Source organism: Streptomyces sp. NPDC017225 (assembly GCF_044331465.1).
GTDB lineage: Bacteria > Actinomycetota > Actinomycetes > Streptomycetales > Streptomycetaceae > Streptomyces.
The window spans coordinates 43,425-59,089 of record NZ_JBIRNE010000009.1; the positions used below are offsets into that span (position 1 = coordinate 43,425).

Consider the following 15,665-nt stretch of genomic DNA (forward strand, 5'->3'; position numbering starts at 1 on the left):
ATCGGGCGGGCCCACGGTCGAGGGTGGCTGGGCCCTCGCTTACTCCTCGGTGTCGTCGAAGGGGTTCTCCACGAGCGCGTTGGAGTGAGAGGCCGAGTCGTGAGCCAGCTGACCCGGGTCGGCGATCGGCGCGAAGACCTGCTCGTTGTCCATGAACTCTCCTTCATCAGCAGGGAGATACGGCGTTCGGATGAGCGCCGTGACCACAATCTAATGAATCTGATTTTCATATTCTAGTGCCGCGATGGGGTGATCTGGGTAACACACGGGCCACCCCCCTTCCGGATCCTCACCGACCCGGCCGGCCACCTGCAGCACCTCCGCCAGCAACCCCGGCGTGACGACCTGCTTCGGCGCTCCGTCGGCCACCACACGGCCCTCCCGCAGGGCGACGATCCGCTCGGCGAACCGGGCCGCGTGGGCCAGGTCGTGCAGCACCATCACCACCGTGAGCCCGCGGTCCTCGCGCAGACGCACCACGGTCCGCAGTACGTCGAGCTGGTGGTGCAGGTCCAGGTACGTGGTCGGCTCGTCGAGCAGCAGGACCCGGGTGTCCTGAGCGAGCGCCATCGCGAGCCGGACGCGTTGCCGCTCGCCGCCGGACAGCGCGTCGACGTCACGTTCGGCCCATTCCTCCACCCCGACGTCACGCAGCGCCCGGCGCACGACGGGGTCGTCACCCTCGCGCAGCATGCCCAGCGGGCCACGTGCCGCGTACCGGCCCTGACGCACGAGGTGACTCACCGTCATGCCCGGCACGGCCGGAGCCGACTGGTGCAGCAAGGCCACCCTCCGTGCCGTCGCGCGTCTGGAGAGCCGCGCGAGGTCGTCCCCGCCGAGCAGCACGCGCCCTTCGTCGGGTTGCAGCAGCCCGGCGGCCAGCCGCAGCAGGGTCGACTTGCCGCAACCGTTCAGGCCGATCAGGGCAGTCAGTTCGCCCGGCCGGACGGTCAGGTCGACGCCCCGCAGCACGGGCCGTCCGGGGTATCCGAAGTGGACCCCCTCGACATGGATCCCCACGGACTCGATCATGCTCTGTCCTCAATTCGACGTCAGAACGTACGGCTCGGCGTGCGGCGCACGACGAGCAGCAGCAGCGCGGCACCGAAGCAGGCGGTGAGCGCCCCGACCGGCAGCGTGAGCCGTCCGGAGTCCAGCGCCGTCGCCAGCAGCCGCGAGGACAACTGCGCCGCCGCGTCCGCCCCGCACACCACGACCGCGCCCGTCAGGGCGGCGCCGGGAAGGCTTCGGCGCAGGTCCGCACCGAAGACGGCCACGGCCAGATGCGGGACGAGCAACCCGATGAAGCCCAGCGCGCCGACGGCAGCCACGGCGCCGGCGGTCAGGGCCACCGCGCACAGCAGGGCCAGGCTCCGGGCCCGGCGAGCGGAAAGACCGGCTGCGAGGGCGATCTCGTCCCCGCAGCGCAGCAGGGTCAACGGCCCCGCCAGCAGCCAGGCGGCAACCCCCCAGACGAGCGCCCACGGCCACAACAGGTGCCAGTGCTCCCACACCCGGCCCTCCGTGGTGCCCACCAGCCACTGCACGACGCTGCCGAGCTCGCCCGGTTCGACGAGCAGCACCATGGCGGTGAGCCCGCCGAGCACCGCCGACACCAGCACCCCGTGCACGGCGGTCTGCGCGGGATCACCGCGCCCGCGGCCGGCGAGCAGCCACAGCAGCGCCGCTCCGGCGCATCCGCCCACGCACGCGGCGAGGACCACGGCCAGGGGCGAATCCCACCCGGCGAGCCCCAGGGCGGTCGCGGTGACGGCGCCGAGGACCGCCCCCGGGGTCACGCCCGTCACCTCGGGCCCGGCCAGGGGGTTACGCAGTGCGGACTGCAGGACCAGCCCTGCCACGGCCAGACAGGCGCCCGCGCCGAGGGCAACCAGCAGCCTCGGCAGACGCAGTTGGAACAAGATGTGGCGCTCCGTCGCGTCACCGCCGCCGTTGAGGACGTCCCAGACCGCCCCCGGGGACATGCCGCGCCCGGCCAGCACCTCCACCGCGGCGCACACGACGGCCAGTGCCGCGAGGGCCGTGAAACGCCGGGTCACCGTACGTCCTCCGTTCCGGTCGTCCCGAGAAGCGGCGAGGTCGGGCCGCCGGGCCCGGGTTCGCCCCGGTGAGCGTGACGCGCCATCCCGGCGGGAGGTACTCCGTCCGCCACACCCGAAGTCCTTTTCCGCGGCCCGGACAGCGGCTCGCGCACCCCGGCCGAAGCGGCCGGTCCGCGCCGGGCCGCCGCCCCGCGGCGGCCACCCGACCGCATCAGCGCGACGCCGGCCGGCACCCCCAGCAGGGCCGTCCACGCGCCGGCAGGCGTCTCCACGGGTGCCAACGCCAACCGGGCCGGGACATCGGCGACCACCACGACGACAGCGCCCCAGGCCGCGGACCAGGGGAGCCAGCGCACCGCTCCCGCCGCGGGATCGAACCAGCGGCTCAGGTGTGGGGCGAGGAAACCCACCCAGGCGACGGGCCCGCACACGGCCGTCACCGGAGCGATCAGCACCACGGCGATGGCCAGCGCTGCCAGCCGGGCGCGCTGAGCTCGCACACCGAGCGCCTCCGCGTCCTCGTCGCCCAGTCGCAGCACGGACAGCACCGGCGCGCACAGCACGAGTGCGGGCACCGCGACGAGCAGCCACGGCCACAGGCCCGTCACGTCGTCCCACGTCCGGGCGGAGAGGGAACCGAGCAGGTAGCGGTAGATCAGCTGGAGGTCCAACTGGTCGGCCATGACCATCAGCACGAGCAGCGCGGCCTGCAACGCGGCCGCCACCGCCGCGCCGGTCAGCAACACGGCGGACGGACCGCGGCCGATCCCGGCGACAAGCAACGTGAGCCCTCCACCGAGGGCGGCCCCGCCGATGGCAAGCAAGGGCTGGACGGCGGCGGGCAGCGAGAAGGCCAGCACCAGCGGCGCGGCCACCCCCAGCGCGGCCCCGGACGACACACCCAGCATCTCCGGCACCGCCAGCGGATTGCGCAGCGCCTCCTGGAGCACCAGTCCGGCCGCCCCCAGACAGGCTCCGGCGACCAACGCCAGCAGCAGCCGGGGCGCGCGGAGTTCGCTCACGACGATCCCGGCGAGGGTGGTGTCCCCCTCCAGCACAGTGGTGACCAGCCGGTGCGGGGGGACGTAGGGGGTGCCGAGGCTGAGCGCGCAGACCGAGGAGACGGCCAGCAACACGATCACGAGAAACGGCTGCCACCTCCGCGCACCGCGCGACGGCCGCTCTCCGCCCACCGTGGCGGGCACCGGGGGGGACGTCCTCACCGCAGCGCGGCCGTGGCCTCGTCGAGCACGATCCCCAGCGAACGGGTGCCGCGCCCCTTGGCCCACGCCTCTGAGTTCACCTCGTGGACGTCACCGTTCTTCACTGCCGGGATCTTGCCCCAGAGCGGGTTCCCGGCGAGCTTCTCGGACAGTTCGCCGTCCGCGTCGCCGAAGCTCAGCGTCTCGACGAACAGCACGTCGACGTCGTTGGCGAGGATCTCCTCGAGACTGTAACTGCCCTCCACACCACGGGACTTCCACGGATAGTCGGCGATCTTGGGGAACAGGCTGGCGGCCACGTCACCTTCGGGCGTCGCGACGCCGAAGTTCTCGTCACTGCCGTAGATGATCAGCGCGGTCTTGTCGCTCGGGGTCCGCTCGGCCTCGGCGAGCTTCGCCCGGAAGGTCCTCTCCGCCTTCTCCCCCTGGGCGGTGCGGCCGGTGAGCGCGGCGGTGTCGCGCAGGTAGCCCACGCTGTCCTGCCACGTCTCGGGCTGCATGGCCCAGAACGTGGTGACTCCCTTGAGCGCTGGGGCGAGCTTGCCGTGAGTGTCCCCGAGACCGATCACGAGATCGGGCTTGTGGGAGAGGATCGCCTCCACCTCCGGGGCGATGAACCCGCCGGGGACGACGTCCACTTCCTTGGCCTTCTCCTCCCCCAGGAAGTCCGGGTGGGCGAGCAACGCGCTGTTGGTGGCCGTCGGCACGATGCCCAGTTCCGTCAGGATGTCGTCGCACAGGGCGAACAGACAGACGATCCTCTCGGGCTCCTTCTTCAAGGAGATCTTGACACCGTTGGTGTCGGTCAACCCCGTCGACGCCTTGATCGGTTCGACGGTCACCTCCGTCTTCGCCTCGGGCCTGGCCTTGTCGCTCGCGGGTTCTTCGGAGGACGAGCCGCAGCCGACCAGGAGCGAACCCACCGCCGCTGCGGTGAGCCAACTGCGAACGAATCTCGACGGTGAGCGCAGCATCGATGCCCTCGCTTCTTTTCAGGTACCGGGAACGCACTGAAGATACATGATTATCGTTTTCACCAGATCAGTTCCTGGAGGACTCATGCCTGCTGCCACACCCGTCCTGTTCGTCTCCGACCATGTGGCCGGAGACGTACACCTGCTGACCGTGCCGGACGGTGCGGTAGCAGGACGCCTCACCGGCCGTCACCTTTCGGAGCACGCCGGGTTCCTGGCGCTGCCGGGCGGGCGGGTAGCCTGCGTCGACGACCGCCGCGGGGAACTACTGGTGCTCGACCCCTACGCCGAGGAACTCGTGGAACGCACGGTTCCGGTCGCCGTGCCGGCCGAGCACCTCGCCTGCGACCCGTCCGGCCGCCGACTGGCCGTCACCACCGGCCTCGGCAAGAACAGCGAACCGTGGTCGGACCTGCTCACGGTCCTCGACCTGGCCACCGGGGAGGCCGCACAGGTGCGGACACGTATCGGCGAACCGGGCGTAACCGTGCTGGGCGAGACCGACTCCCTGGTCGTACTGCGGCACCGGGAACCCGGCGCGCTGGCCGTCCACCGGTTCGCGGACCTCCTGGCGGCTCCGCCCGGCTGCCCCCTGGTCGCCCCGCACGCGCTCCTGCCGCTGCCGGACGACGGTCACGGGGACGCACAGGCACCCGGCTCGGAGCAGGTGTTCGCGGCCACGAGCCAGGGAGTGCACCGGGCCCGCAGAAAGGGCGACATCCTCGCTGCCGAGGCGGTCATTCCGTGGGGGTCGCCCGCCCGGGGCTGGTACCTCCGGCTCGACACCCGGCGTCAGGCACTGTGGACCACGCTGCGCGGCGGCGACCCGGACCCGCTGCGCTGGGCGGAGTGGACCAACCAGGCATGGCACCACGAGCTGGGAACCGGCCGCACGCTGCTCACGAACCTCGGTCCCGGGCTCGTCTTCCGACTGGCCCTCGCCCGGCGCCACACCGCCTTCACCCGTGTCCATCCCGACGGCGACGAACTGATCCTGCTCGGCGCCGACGGCGCCGCCCGCCGCTTCCCCCTACCCGGTATGGGCGGTGCTCCACGTCGCGGCGGCACCCCCTGGGAGGGCGTCCAACGCCGAGCGGTGGCCGCCTCACCGGGCTCCGACTGGGTCGCCGTCACCCGGGGCGGCCACGGCGAGGTGCACATCATCGACGCGGAGACCGGCTACGAGGCGGCCCGTCCGCGGCTCAGCACACCGCTGCATCACGGCGGACACCTGACACTGCGCGTCCGGAACGACGGTGCCGACGGTGATCCCGTGGGTCGGTGACGGGTCGCGCGGGCCGACGCGTTCCAGGTGTCCCCGACAGCCGCCGCACGAGCGAAACCCGGTACCCCGCCTCACGTGCGTCCGTACGCCGCTCCTCCCGTCGGGACCGGAGACCCGGGGGCCCGGTCCCGCGGCGGGACAGCGGTGTGCCCTCGCCACCGCAGCGACAAGGCCGATGTGGCGAGGGCACGTTGCGGAGCCAGTGTCCGGCGACGACGCCCGACAGTTCGTTGGCGCTCTTCGGCAGGGCGACGGAAGTGATCTTCTCCCCCGTCTCCACGGCGATGGCGTGCAGCGCCTTCTTTCCGGGCTCGGAGACGTACGCGACGTGCCCGCGGACGAACAGGGTGGGCCAAGCCTGCTGCCACTCGCCCTCGGCGGGGGTCTCCTTCTCGATCCTGCCGGTGTTCTGGTCGATGACGTGGACGGAGCCGTCTGTGCCGAGAACCAGGGCCTCGTCTTGCGGACCGCGGGGCCGGTGTGCGGAAGTTGCGTCTGGTGCCCCAGGCCCACCAGACGCAGCTTCTTCTTCTCGGTGTCGATGAGGGAGACCCGGGCGGGCCGCTCCAGCCCGGCCTCGGGGCTCCAAGCCGTTGAGGGCCTCACTACGCCCCGACAACGGCCCGGTCCGGCCGACGGATCATGAGTGTCATACAAGCGTCAAGAATCTTGAAAACCGGCCGGCCCACCCGTCACCCCAGTACAAAACCCCAGGTGAGACGGATACACGAGCCTTCACCTGTTGGATACCCCGAAACAGGCCAAGACCTCCGACGCCCGGTCGAAACCGCAGGTCAGGAGCCCTTCGCGGCCGGTTCGAGGATGGCGACGCACTCCACATGGTGCGTCATCGGAAGCATGTCATCCGGGTGAACTCAGAGAAAACCGCAGGTCAGGTCCGTCCCTCGTCTCCGTCTTGGGGCCACCAGGTGCGAAGAGCATCAAACGAGCGTCACGGCGGACGCCCAGTGATCCCAGCAAGAAGTGCACCAGACGCCGTCCCCGTGGTCAGGTTCAGGCTTCGGCGCTCACACGAGGGAAGCATTGATCCTTATCAGCGTCGATCGTTTGGGACGCCCCATTCAGGCGGCACCTCGCTCAGGAAGCGGATGACGTACTCCCCACTGACTTCGTTCCGGCCACCGGAAGCACGTACTCACCGGCGAGACGCGCCCAGTGCAGCGGGAGAGGCCGGGCGAGCGGCGGGTAGTCGTCGTGGTAACGCAGCTGGTGCGCGAGCGTCGCCCACTCCGCCGGCCGGTCGGGCGGGTCACCCGCACGCCCCGAGTCCGTCAGCGCCTTCTCCGACAGACAGCCGAGCACGGTGATCTCCAATTGCCCGGGGTTCCACGCGGTCTTCCCGGGCGCTGTCCGGCCCTGTGCCGTGGGCACCAGCTTCATGAGCCCCTTCGGCAATTTCGCCACCGTGTGCGGCTTCGAGGCCGTACTCGCGAAGACACGGCCTTCCATATCCGCCGTCCCCCACACACCCTCGGCGAAGCCGACCCCGTCCTTGGTGTCGTGGGCGTACCACTCCGCCACTTCACCCCGGGCGTTGGCGTCCCGTACGAGCAGCACCCGCAGGTCGTGGCCGTAGAGCGTGTGCCGCTGGGCGGGTTCGGCCCCGAAGCCGAGCGTGTCGCGGTCCAGTGCACCGTTGCGCAGGCCAGGCCAGCATTGGCGCAGATTGCCGGCGTCCACCAGCAGCAGCGTCGGGCGGTCGCGGAGCTGGAAGAGCAGTGCCCGGATCTGCCGCTCGGTCTCCAGCTGCCTGTCCTGCTCCACGCCCGGGCGGGCAGCGGGCCGGGATCCTCCCGGGGCTGCCGAGTCATCGACGAGCTTCCCCGTGCCGGTCTCCTTCCCGCCGCTCGCCGCCGGTTCCCGTGCCTGGGTGAGCAGCAGCAACAGCTTCGGATACGGCACCCATTCGGCTCGTTCTGCGTCCCACCCCTCGATGACGCCCGGTCCGTCCCCGGGGCGCACCCGCACCGCCACCAGCCGGTGGACGGGGCATCGCGTGGGCCCCTTCCTGGTGTGGCGTACGAGCCAGAGCGCCGCGTACTGAAGGTCGCCCGGAATGCCGGCTCCCACCCGATGGGCGGGCGGGCTGATCGCGCCCAGCTGCCGGAAGGCGTCCAGCCAGGTCCACCTGGCCCGGTGTTCCAGAGCGCTGTCGGTGTCGTCAGGCGAGTTCACGAACTGGGTCAGCCGTCCCTGCCGTGCCCAGGCGATGCGCAGCGCGTGCTTGGGGTCGGAATCCGGGACGGCAGCAAAGCGCTCCTTGCCGGCGATCTCCGTGATCACGACTCCGGCCCCGCCGAGGAGCGGGTCCGCCTGGTCCGCCACGAGCCCGCAGCGCCCTTCGATGGCCTCGGCCAGCCGGACGGCCCTGAGGCGCCCGCGGGCTCGGGTGGTCGGCAGGGCGTCGGCCAAGGGTCCTGTGGGCCGGGCCCGGACGCGGATGTCGACCCCCTCGCACTGCCACTGCCAGGTCTCCCCGTCGGCCGACGGCACTTGCTGCCCGGCGGGAAGACCAATGAGCTTGGGCAGCTCGGCGAGCAGCGCCGCACGGGTTTCCGGGGACTGCCAGAAGACGTCGATCTCCAGGGGGCGGCCGTTCAGTGCGCGTGTCAGCGCCGCCCGCCGTTGCAGAGCCAGCTGGGCGTCGCGGACGCCCGGGACGCGTCCGGCGCCGGAACGGGGCAGCAGGGAGGGTGTGTTGCTCCGGGAGACGCGCGTGAGGTCGGGGACCCTGCTCAGCAGGGGGCGCAGCCCTTCCTCGACCCAGGCGTCCAGATCCGCCCTCTCCCGTGGCATCAGCCCGGGTCCGACCTCGTGCGGGCCGATCGACGGGTGGTAGACGATGCCGGCGGCCACGTCCCCGGAACCGTTGATCCAGCGTTCGGGGTCGGAGAAGAGCGCTTCGGGCCGGGGGTAGTTGCGCACGATGTCCAGCTCGGGCACGAGCGGTGCGGGGCTGTGCCGGCGCCAGGCCAGTTCCTTCGACCGCCGGTCGTAGCCCAGCGTGTTCACCATCAGCCGGTGGCCCCGGTCCGGCCCTTCCGGCCACGGCAGAGGAGCGTCGAGCAGAACGGTCGTACCACCGAGTTGGTGGGGGCGTACGTCAAGTCGGGTGGCCCACCGGCGTACCTGGGTGGACACATGGACGCGGAACAGCGGGGCGAAGGGCACGGTGTGGACGGTGATGGTGAGGCAGGCCGAGTAGTACCAGGTCTGCCGTCGGCGCTCGTATCGCTGAGGAGGCCAGGAGACAAGTCGCGCGCCGTCACCCGAGCTCTCGACGCGGAAGTGGAGTGTGGTGCCGCCCGTGCGGAACGTCCGGGCGGCCAGCCGGAAGGCGATCCACTCGGGCAGCAGGCTGTAGAGCCGCGCGGCGGGTTCGGCGGTTCCGCCCGCCGAGAGCACGCTCTCGGCGAGGTCGACCGGTTCCGTCTCCCAGTGGGGCAGACGTACCGTCTCGGCCGGGTCACCGGAGCGGAGCCTCTCCTCGAGATCGGCGCCCTCCGAGTCGTCGTCCTCCCGGTGCATGCCCGCCGCCCAAGCTCCTACCACCGGGGCCAGCACGTCCGGCGGGACGGCTTCCCGCGCGTAGAGCCATGGCAGACGGCCATCCGTCCCGGCGTTGCGGCCGGTCGCGATGACGCCTGGCGCCATCGCCTGGAGCAGGGAGTTGAGCCTGCGCACGGGGAGCCGGTGGGGGTGGACGGAGTTCTTGTCCGCCTCGGCATGCAGCCCGGTGAGCTCGGCGTGCAGGTCCTCGCCGAGCCGCAGTACTTTCATCTCCTCCCGCCAGGGTCCGTGGAGCGGGTCGAGTTCGTAGGCCGCGACGCGAATGTGGTGGTACACGGAATTACCTCCTGGGACAGGGGTTCGGCGCTTACGGGTGGGCGGGTACGGCGGCGAGCAGGCGAGTGAGCATGCTGCGCAGTGGCGCGTACAGGGCGCGGACGATGAACTGCTCCTCCGCGGTCGTCGTGCCGCCGTCGAAATACGGGTCCAGGACGGCGAGGACGCTGTGCAGCAGACTGGATTCGGGGGTGTCGGGCCGCGCCGGTACGGCGCCGCGGTTGGGGGCGAAGGCGGCGTCGACGAAGACCACCCGGGCCGGTACGCCACCGCGTACCAGTCGCCCGATCACCTGCCACAACAGGACCAGCATGTCCCAGGTGACCTGTTCCCGTACATCGTCGTCGAGACGGCTCCACGCCATCGAACGGGCGAGTACCTGGTACCAGTACGAACGGGCGAGGCGGCGGAACTCCTCCGCTCCTTCCTCGACGGTGGGTTTTCCCTGCACCAGGGTGGCGAAGTCACCGCCGGTGACGGCGCGGACGACCCAGTCGTTGACGGCGTTGACGGCCAGGTGGAGGTCCTCTGGGTGCGGATGGGGCCGTGCCAGGAAGTAGACCGTGCCGATGGCCGCCTCGTCGACCTTGTTGAGGATGTTGTGGCCGCGTTCCAGCGCGAGCAGGGGCGCCACCAGGATGTCCGCCTCGAGGTCCTTCAGATGCTCGACGTCGCCCCGGCGCAGTGATCGGGCGTGGTAGGCGGACGGCGCCTCGTCCTCCGCGGTGATCTCCTCGTCGTCCGACACCAGGCACAGCACCTTGTTGTGCCAGCGGACATTGAGGTTGTGCAGTGTGTCGGCCACTACACGTGCCTCGGCGTAGCTGCCGACCAGCAGAAGGATCTGGTCGCGCCCTGGAGGAAGAGAGAGGAACTCCTGCTGGAGCGGACCACCGCCAGTGACCTCGTACTCGTCTCCACCCTCACCCAGATGGCAGGCGATGCGGCGCAGTTTCTCCGGGCGGTCGTCCGGGTGGGTTCCGGACATGCGCAGTTTCTCGTCGCCGTCGTCGATGAACTCGAAGCGCATGGAGCTCTCGCTGGCGATGCGCTCGGTCACCTCGGCCGGCGGTTCGATGACCACACCGACCGGGACGCAGACGTGGTAGCGGCTGGACGCGCCCGCCCAGCTGCTGCCCGACATGAGCAGCAAGTGGGCACCGGGCCTGCCGTCCACGGAGGTGAGATCGGGGATGGCGCGCAGCAGCTCACGTCCGACGCCGCTGCACCGGAAGAAGGTCAGTTCGCCACTGCGGACTCCGCCCTTGTCCTCACCCGGGACCCGGAACTGGAAGCCGAGGACATTGCCCATCGGGGCCTCGGGCACCATCGGGCCGTAGTCGAGCGGCCGGCGGTACATCGTGTTGAAGCCCAGGCTGAGGGCGGCCTCGACACGGGGCCACATGGCGTTGATCATGGCGAGCCGTGGTTCCAGGGCGCTGAGCAACAGTGTGAACTCGAAGCGCTCCGCGAGTTGCTTCCGCCATTCCTCGGGAGTCTGGGGCGGAGGCTTGGGCTTCCTGCGGCGTCCGCGCTTCTTCTCCTGTTCCTCCTCATCGCGCCGCCACGTGTCGTACGCCTCTTGGTACTTCCGCTGCCGGGCAGTCGTGTACGTCGGGTCGATGGCGAAGACCTCGTCCATGACCTCGGTGAGGCGGCGCCGGGTGTTCTCCGGGTTGCCGGTGTGGAGCAGTTCGTTGAGGAGGGCGGTCAGCCGGCTGAAGTCCTCCTCCGTCCTACGGTGACGGTCACCGAAGGGGTTGTCCCGGAACGCGTCGAGCAGTTTCCCGAGAGCCTCGCGGGGGGCGTGATGAGGGTGGTCCGGACCGCTGTCGTCGGAGAGTTCGTAGCGTTCGTCGAGGAGCCCCAGCTGGAGGGTCCAGGCGCTGAAGTAGCCCGTCCGCACCCACTTGCGCAGCTCGTACCCGGCGACGAGCATCGCGTACAGCCGGTCGGTGGCCGCGCCCGCGGTGTTGAGGGCGGCGGCGAAGGTCTCGACGTCCCGTTCGGAGAGCTGGGTGCGTCCGCCGGCCGCGAGTTCCCGGATCTTGTGCCGGCTCAGCTGGTCGATGAGGCCCTTGTCCTCGTCGCTGGCGAGGACCACGGCGGGTGCGAAAGTCCGGTCGAGCTCCATTTGGACACGGTCGGCCTCATCGATGATCACGAGGTCACTACGGCGGCAGGCGAGTTCGAGGAAGCGGATGCGCTCGCCGTTCTGAGGGCGGGGCGGCGAGGCGTCGATCAGTCCGGCCGGCGTGGCCACCCAGATCAGGGCGCCGACCAGGGTCCGAGCTCCGTGGTGACGGGGACAGGCGGACCAGTACGGGCAGCTCGTCACCTTCTTCTGCCACGCGAAGTGCTGTCCGTCGCTCGGGTCACGCCGCAGGGCCGAGGGAGGGCGGAGCCGGGAGCAGGGTGCCTCGCCGTAGGCGAGTGGTTCGGTCGTCGACGTGGCGCCCTGCCGTCTGACGTTGAGCAGGCAGGACGTGCCGAGGTAGGCGAAGGCGGGGTCGTCGTGGGCGAGCAGTCGGTGCTCGCCCCGGCCTGCCAGCCGACGGTGCAACCGCTGGGCGTGCCGCTCACGGCCGGAGGAGCCGAGCACGGGTGCGGCGGCGCCGTCGGTGTAGAGGTCGTAGAGCCGGACGAGCTTCAGCACCTCCGCGACATCGGTGACGACGATGGTGGTGCGCTTGCCCAGCTTGGCGAGATGGACGGCGATGATGTCGCGCAGTGTGCTCTTTCCGGCGCCGACGATGCCGAGCAGGTGCTGGATGCCGTCGACCGTGAAGGCGAAGTCCTCGTCCTTCCTCGCCTTGTGGAAGGTTCCGTTCTCCTTGGTGGACAGGTCGAACGACCGTAGACGCTCCAGCCACCGTGGTGCCCGGCCTTTGCCGGAGCGAGCGTGCTGGGCGTCCATCTCCGCCGCCGTGCGCTCCAGGCTCTCCCTGGTGAAGATCAAGGGCTCGCCGCCGCCGGCCGGTTCCAGGTCCATGTCGTGGGCGACGAGGTGGGTGCTGGGGACCGGCGGCAGGTCGACGACGGCCATGGTGCGACTGACGGGGAAGGCGTGCGGGCCCTCACCCGCGACCGGCAGGCGCCTGCCCGCCAGCGGCGGTGCGGCACGCAGAAGTTGTTCGTAGACGGAGAAGCGGTCGCCGGCGACGGAGAGGTCGCGGCGGACGGCGGGTGTCGCGGCGTCCGGTACGTCGTAGGCGCGCACCCTGGGGTCGAACCTCTGGTAGGTGTCCAGCGCCTCGAGCCAGGTACGGCTCCGGCGCAGCGTCCACAGCGAGTACCTGGCGATACGCAGGGTTTTCGCCGCATCGGATGGCAACGGTGCCCGGTGGGCCTCGGCGAACCCGTACCCGCTGAACAACACCCAGGCGCTGCCCGCGGGGCTGCCCGGCATCATCTTTCGCTGGAGGCACAGGCCAAGTTCGACCTGGCAGAGGGCTTCCAGCGCGGGCCGGGGCACGGAGGACCCCAGAAATGCTGTGAGCGCGTTGAACACGTCGGTCAAGGGCGGGGTGATGCTACGCATCGTCCTTTTCCTATCGCCGGGCCTGTCCCAGGTCGGGCACGAGATCCATGGGGGTGGTGAGCACCAGCCGGTCCCGCAGGAGCGCGGGAAGGGCGTCGATGAAGGCCTGCCGGTAGCCGTCCCGGCCGGCGAGCGCGTCGGGGACCACCACGAGGGTGCGGTCCGCGAGGGGTGTGTTGTCGGTGAGATGGGCTGCGAGGAGCGCCGGCTGCAGGCGGTCGTACACCTGGATGTCCACGATGCGGGGGCCGGTGTCCCTGAGCCGGTAGGCGGGCAGAAGACCGGGCAGGGTCTCATACGCGACTCCGGCGCGCTCCAGTGCCTCCCGGGCGGCTTCGTCGGTGCGGTGCGGCAGTACGAGGTACCACCGCAGCGAGCGCTGCAGGATCCACGCCTGGTCCGGCTCACGGATGAGCCGCGGAGGGGCGTCGCGCGGGCAGTCCTCCCCCTCGCACCAGACTTCCGCGCCGGTGCCGGACAGTCCGGGTACGGGCACGGCACTGTCCCGGGGCAGCGCGGGGAGCCTGCACGAGGGGCAGTACAGGAAGTCTCCGTCGACGAGCAGGAACTCGGGCAACGGACCGTAGAGGTTCTTGACCCGGCTCCAGACCGCCCTGTTCCAACCCGGCGCGAAGCGGTCCTGCTGGTGGACGACCGGGTGACGCGCCAGGAACGCCCTGCACTGCCGGTAGCGCTCCTCCGTTCCACTCCGCGCGTGCAGGTCCCCGAGGAGCGCGCGGGCGTGTCCCGCCACGCCGCCGTCCGGTCCGTGCGAGGCCACCTCGAGACACGACCGGGTCGGCATCCGGCCGACCCGGTGCACCAGCGTGGTGCCCGGCGAGACCAGGGAGGAGGGGACCGCGAAGAGTGGGTCGTCGGACGGCCTGGTCCGGCACCACTCCCACAGCTCCGGAAGACTCCTCGGCGGCGCCTCCCCCGCATCGAGGCAGCGCATCACCGTGTGATCCAGCGCCCGCTGGGCGAGGCCGGGATAGGGCAGGGTGAAGGAACGGAGCCCTTGGGCCTCGGAGAGAGCCGCCACCATGCGGGCGAGTTCGCCGAAGAGGTCGCTGCCCACGCCCTCGGGCGCCTCGCCGGCGTCCGGCCGATCGGCCCGGCCGGCCGACCCCGCCCTCATGCCGCGGCCTCGCTGACGGACGACGCCGTGCACCAACGGGCCACTTCGCACCGCTCGCAGGAGCGTCCGGGCCGGGCCGCGTACTGGTCGTCCCCGTGCCAGTCGGCCACCATCGCCCGCAGTACCTTTTCGGCGGTGACCCGATTGGCCGGGGCGGAGGGATCGATGATCTCCAAGTCGGCGCCACCGGGGCGCAGCACCTCCAGCTCGACCCGGGCGCGGAACGGCTCACCGCCCAGGTCACCGCGGGCGATCAGGACGACGGCCAGGGCCAACTGCGGGTAGCGCTCCAGCAGGGGGCGATCGGACCGCCGATCGGTGACGGAACTCTTGGTCTCGCGCCACACCCATGACCCGGCATCCCGGTAGAGCAGGTCGGGCGCGGCCAGGACCACCACGTCGGCGGCTGTGTCGTACCGCACCACCCGGGGCTCGGTCCGCACATCCGTGCCGTCCCCGACGTACCGCAGCGGACAAACCGCGGCGTGCCGCCGCAACAGCAGGGCGCCAAGTGCGCGTTCGTGTGCGGGCAGGTCGAATCCCTCCGGTACCCACTCCTCGGGGACCTCGACCGTGCAGGGCCGAGGCGATCCGTGGGCGTGCCGTTCGGCGAGGTAGGCGTGCAGCGCCCGGCCGCGCTCGGCCGTCACCTCGCGTTCGACGGAATCCGCTGTGGGCAGGTGCAGCCGGCGCATGTGGTCACGCGCCGGGCAGGCTCGGTAGGCCCGCCCGTTGGTGACCGACCAGGTGCGGCGGGGCCGGTCGTGCGCCTCGATGCCCAGCAGTCCGGGCGCTGTGCGCAGGGCCGGGCACACCGACAGGTAGGGGCATCCGCCACAGGCGGACCCCGGGCGGTATTCCCGTCCGTCCAGTACGCCGGCCAAGGCGGCAGGGCCGTGTTCGCGGTACCGAGCGCGCGCCTCTTCCCGGCTTCCCGCGAAGAGTTCCCGCGTACGGCCGTCGAAGAGCGCGAACTCCACGATCCGTACGTGCTCCGGAGGTGGTCCGGGGGCGCCCTCGGCCAGCACCAGGGCGACGGCCGCGGTGAACCCGTCGGGCGGCAGATCGCGCAGGCGGTGCACGGGCAGACGAAGCTCGCGGTAGGCACCGTCGGGGGAGGCCAGGCAGCGGCCCCACACGGTGAGGCGGTACTCCTGAGCGTCGCGCGGGTCGGGACCGGACGGCCGGTAGCGGTACGTCCACGGCTCGGGCACCTCGTGCAGGGGGCGCTCCAGGTCGAGGGGGAAGGCCGCCTCGTACAACGTCACGCCGTGCTCCGACCAGGTCCGCAGACCGTCGTGCAAGGACCCGGTACGCGTCCGGGGCGGGTGGCCGGCAGGCGCCGAACGGATGTCGCAGGCAGCCATGAAGGGGCCCAGAGTGAAGTGCTCCAACCGCTCACGGCGGCGCGGTACGGGGTCGGTGGTGTGGTAACCGCGGGTCTTGAGAGCGTCCGCGGCGGGGCATCGGAACTCTCCCCCCTTGAACATTCCGGCGGATACCGTGATGACGTCGGACGTGCGGGTCACCCCGTCCGGGGGCAGCCATGGCTGTGACATTTCATGCTCCATTTC

The 15,665-nt window shown here is 71.1% G+C and carries 10 protein-coding genes and 1 pseudogene; 1 reads left to right on the forward strand and 10 read right to left on the reverse strand.

Going from position 1 to position 15,665, the window contains the following annotated elements; genetic code table 11:
• Positions 1 to 39 precede the first annotated feature (39 nt).
• The 5 genes from amiA to ACH4NX_RS20470 all read right to left on the reverse strand — a co-directional run bounded on the left by amiA (position 40) and on the right by ACH4NX_RS20470 (position 4,260).
• A complete protein-coding gene (gene amiA / locus ACH4NX_RS20450; protein WP_240661371.1) occupies positions 40 to 153 on the reverse strand; it encodes a streptamidine family RiPP in 114 nt (37 codons plus the stop codon).
• Positions 154 to 210: 57 nt separating this feature from the next.
• A complete protein-coding gene (locus ACH4NX_RS20455) occupies positions 211 to 1,032 on the reverse strand; it encodes an ABC transporter ATP-binding protein (protein WP_351392860.1) in 822 nt (273 codons plus the stop codon).
• A gap of 20 nt (positions 1,033 to 1,052) precedes the next feature.
• Positions 1,053 to 2,060, reverse strand: a complete 1,008-nt coding sequence (locus ACH4NX_RS20460) for an iron ABC transporter permease (RefSeq protein ID WP_351392857.1) — start codon at positions 2,058 to 2,060, stop codon at positions 1,053 to 1,055.
• Positions 2,057 to 3,199 (reverse strand): iron ABC transporter permease, encoded by a 1,143-nt coding sequence (locus tag ACH4NX_RS20465; RefSeq protein WP_398128341.1) that lies wholly within the window; start codon positions 3,197 to 3,199, stop codon positions 2,057 to 2,059. Before ACH4NX_RS20465 ends, ACH4NX_RS20460 begins: the two co-directional genes overlap by 4 nt.
• 83 nt (positions 3,200 to 3,282) lie before the next feature.
• On the reverse strand, positions 3,283 to 4,260 hold the full coding sequence (locus ACH4NX_RS20470; protein ID WP_351392853.1) for an ABC transporter substrate-binding protein: 978 nt from the start codon (positions 4,258 to 4,260) through the stop codon (positions 3,283 to 3,285).
• An 85-nt stretch (positions 4,261 to 4,345) separates the two neighbouring features.
• On the opposite strand from ACH4NX_RS20470, the gene ACH4NX_RS20475 reads away from it, so the two are divergent.
• Positions 4,346 to 5,545, forward strand: coding sequence for a hypothetical protein (locus ACH4NX_RS20475; RefSeq protein WP_398128127.1), 1,200 nt, complete (start codon positions 4,346 to 4,348; stop codon positions 5,543 to 5,545).
• Positions 5,546 to 5,747: 202 nt separating this feature from the next.
• Here the strand turns inward: ACH4NX_RS20475 and ACH4NX_RS20480 are convergent.
• The 5 genes and pseudogenes from ACH4NX_RS20480 to ACH4NX_RS20500 all read right to left on the reverse strand — a co-directional run.
• Positions 5,748 to 6,127: pseudogene (locus tag ACH4NX_RS20480) on the reverse strand (hypothetical protein); the annotation flags it as partial.
• A 516-nt stretch (positions 6,128 to 6,643) separates the two neighbouring features.
• Complete coding sequence (locus ACH4NX_RS20485) at positions 6,644 to 9,412, reverse strand: pPIWI_RE module domain-containing protein (RefSeq protein WP_398128128.1); 2,769 nt, start codon at positions 9,410 to 9,412, stop codon at positions 6,644 to 6,646.
• Positions 9,413 to 9,443: 31 nt separating this feature from the next.
• On the reverse strand, positions 9,444 to 12,953 hold the full coding sequence (locus tag ACH4NX_RS20490; protein ID WP_398128129.1) for a hypothetical protein: 3,510 nt from the start codon (positions 12,951 to 12,953) through the stop codon (positions 9,444 to 9,446).
• 10 nt (positions 12,954 to 12,963) lie between these two features.
• A complete protein-coding gene (locus ACH4NX_RS20495) occupies positions 12,964 to 14,091 on the reverse strand; it encodes a hypothetical protein (RefSeq protein WP_398128130.1) in 1,128 nt (375 codons plus the stop codon).
• Entirely contained in the window at positions 14,088 to 15,650 is a 1,563-nt protein-coding gene (locus tag ACH4NX_RS20500; RefSeq protein ID WP_398128131.1) for a PD-(D/E)XK nuclease family protein, read from the reverse strand. The genes ACH4NX_RS20495 and ACH4NX_RS20500 overlap by 4 nt, the downstream gene beginning before the upstream one ends.
• Positions 15,651 to 15,665 lie beyond the last annotated feature (15 nt).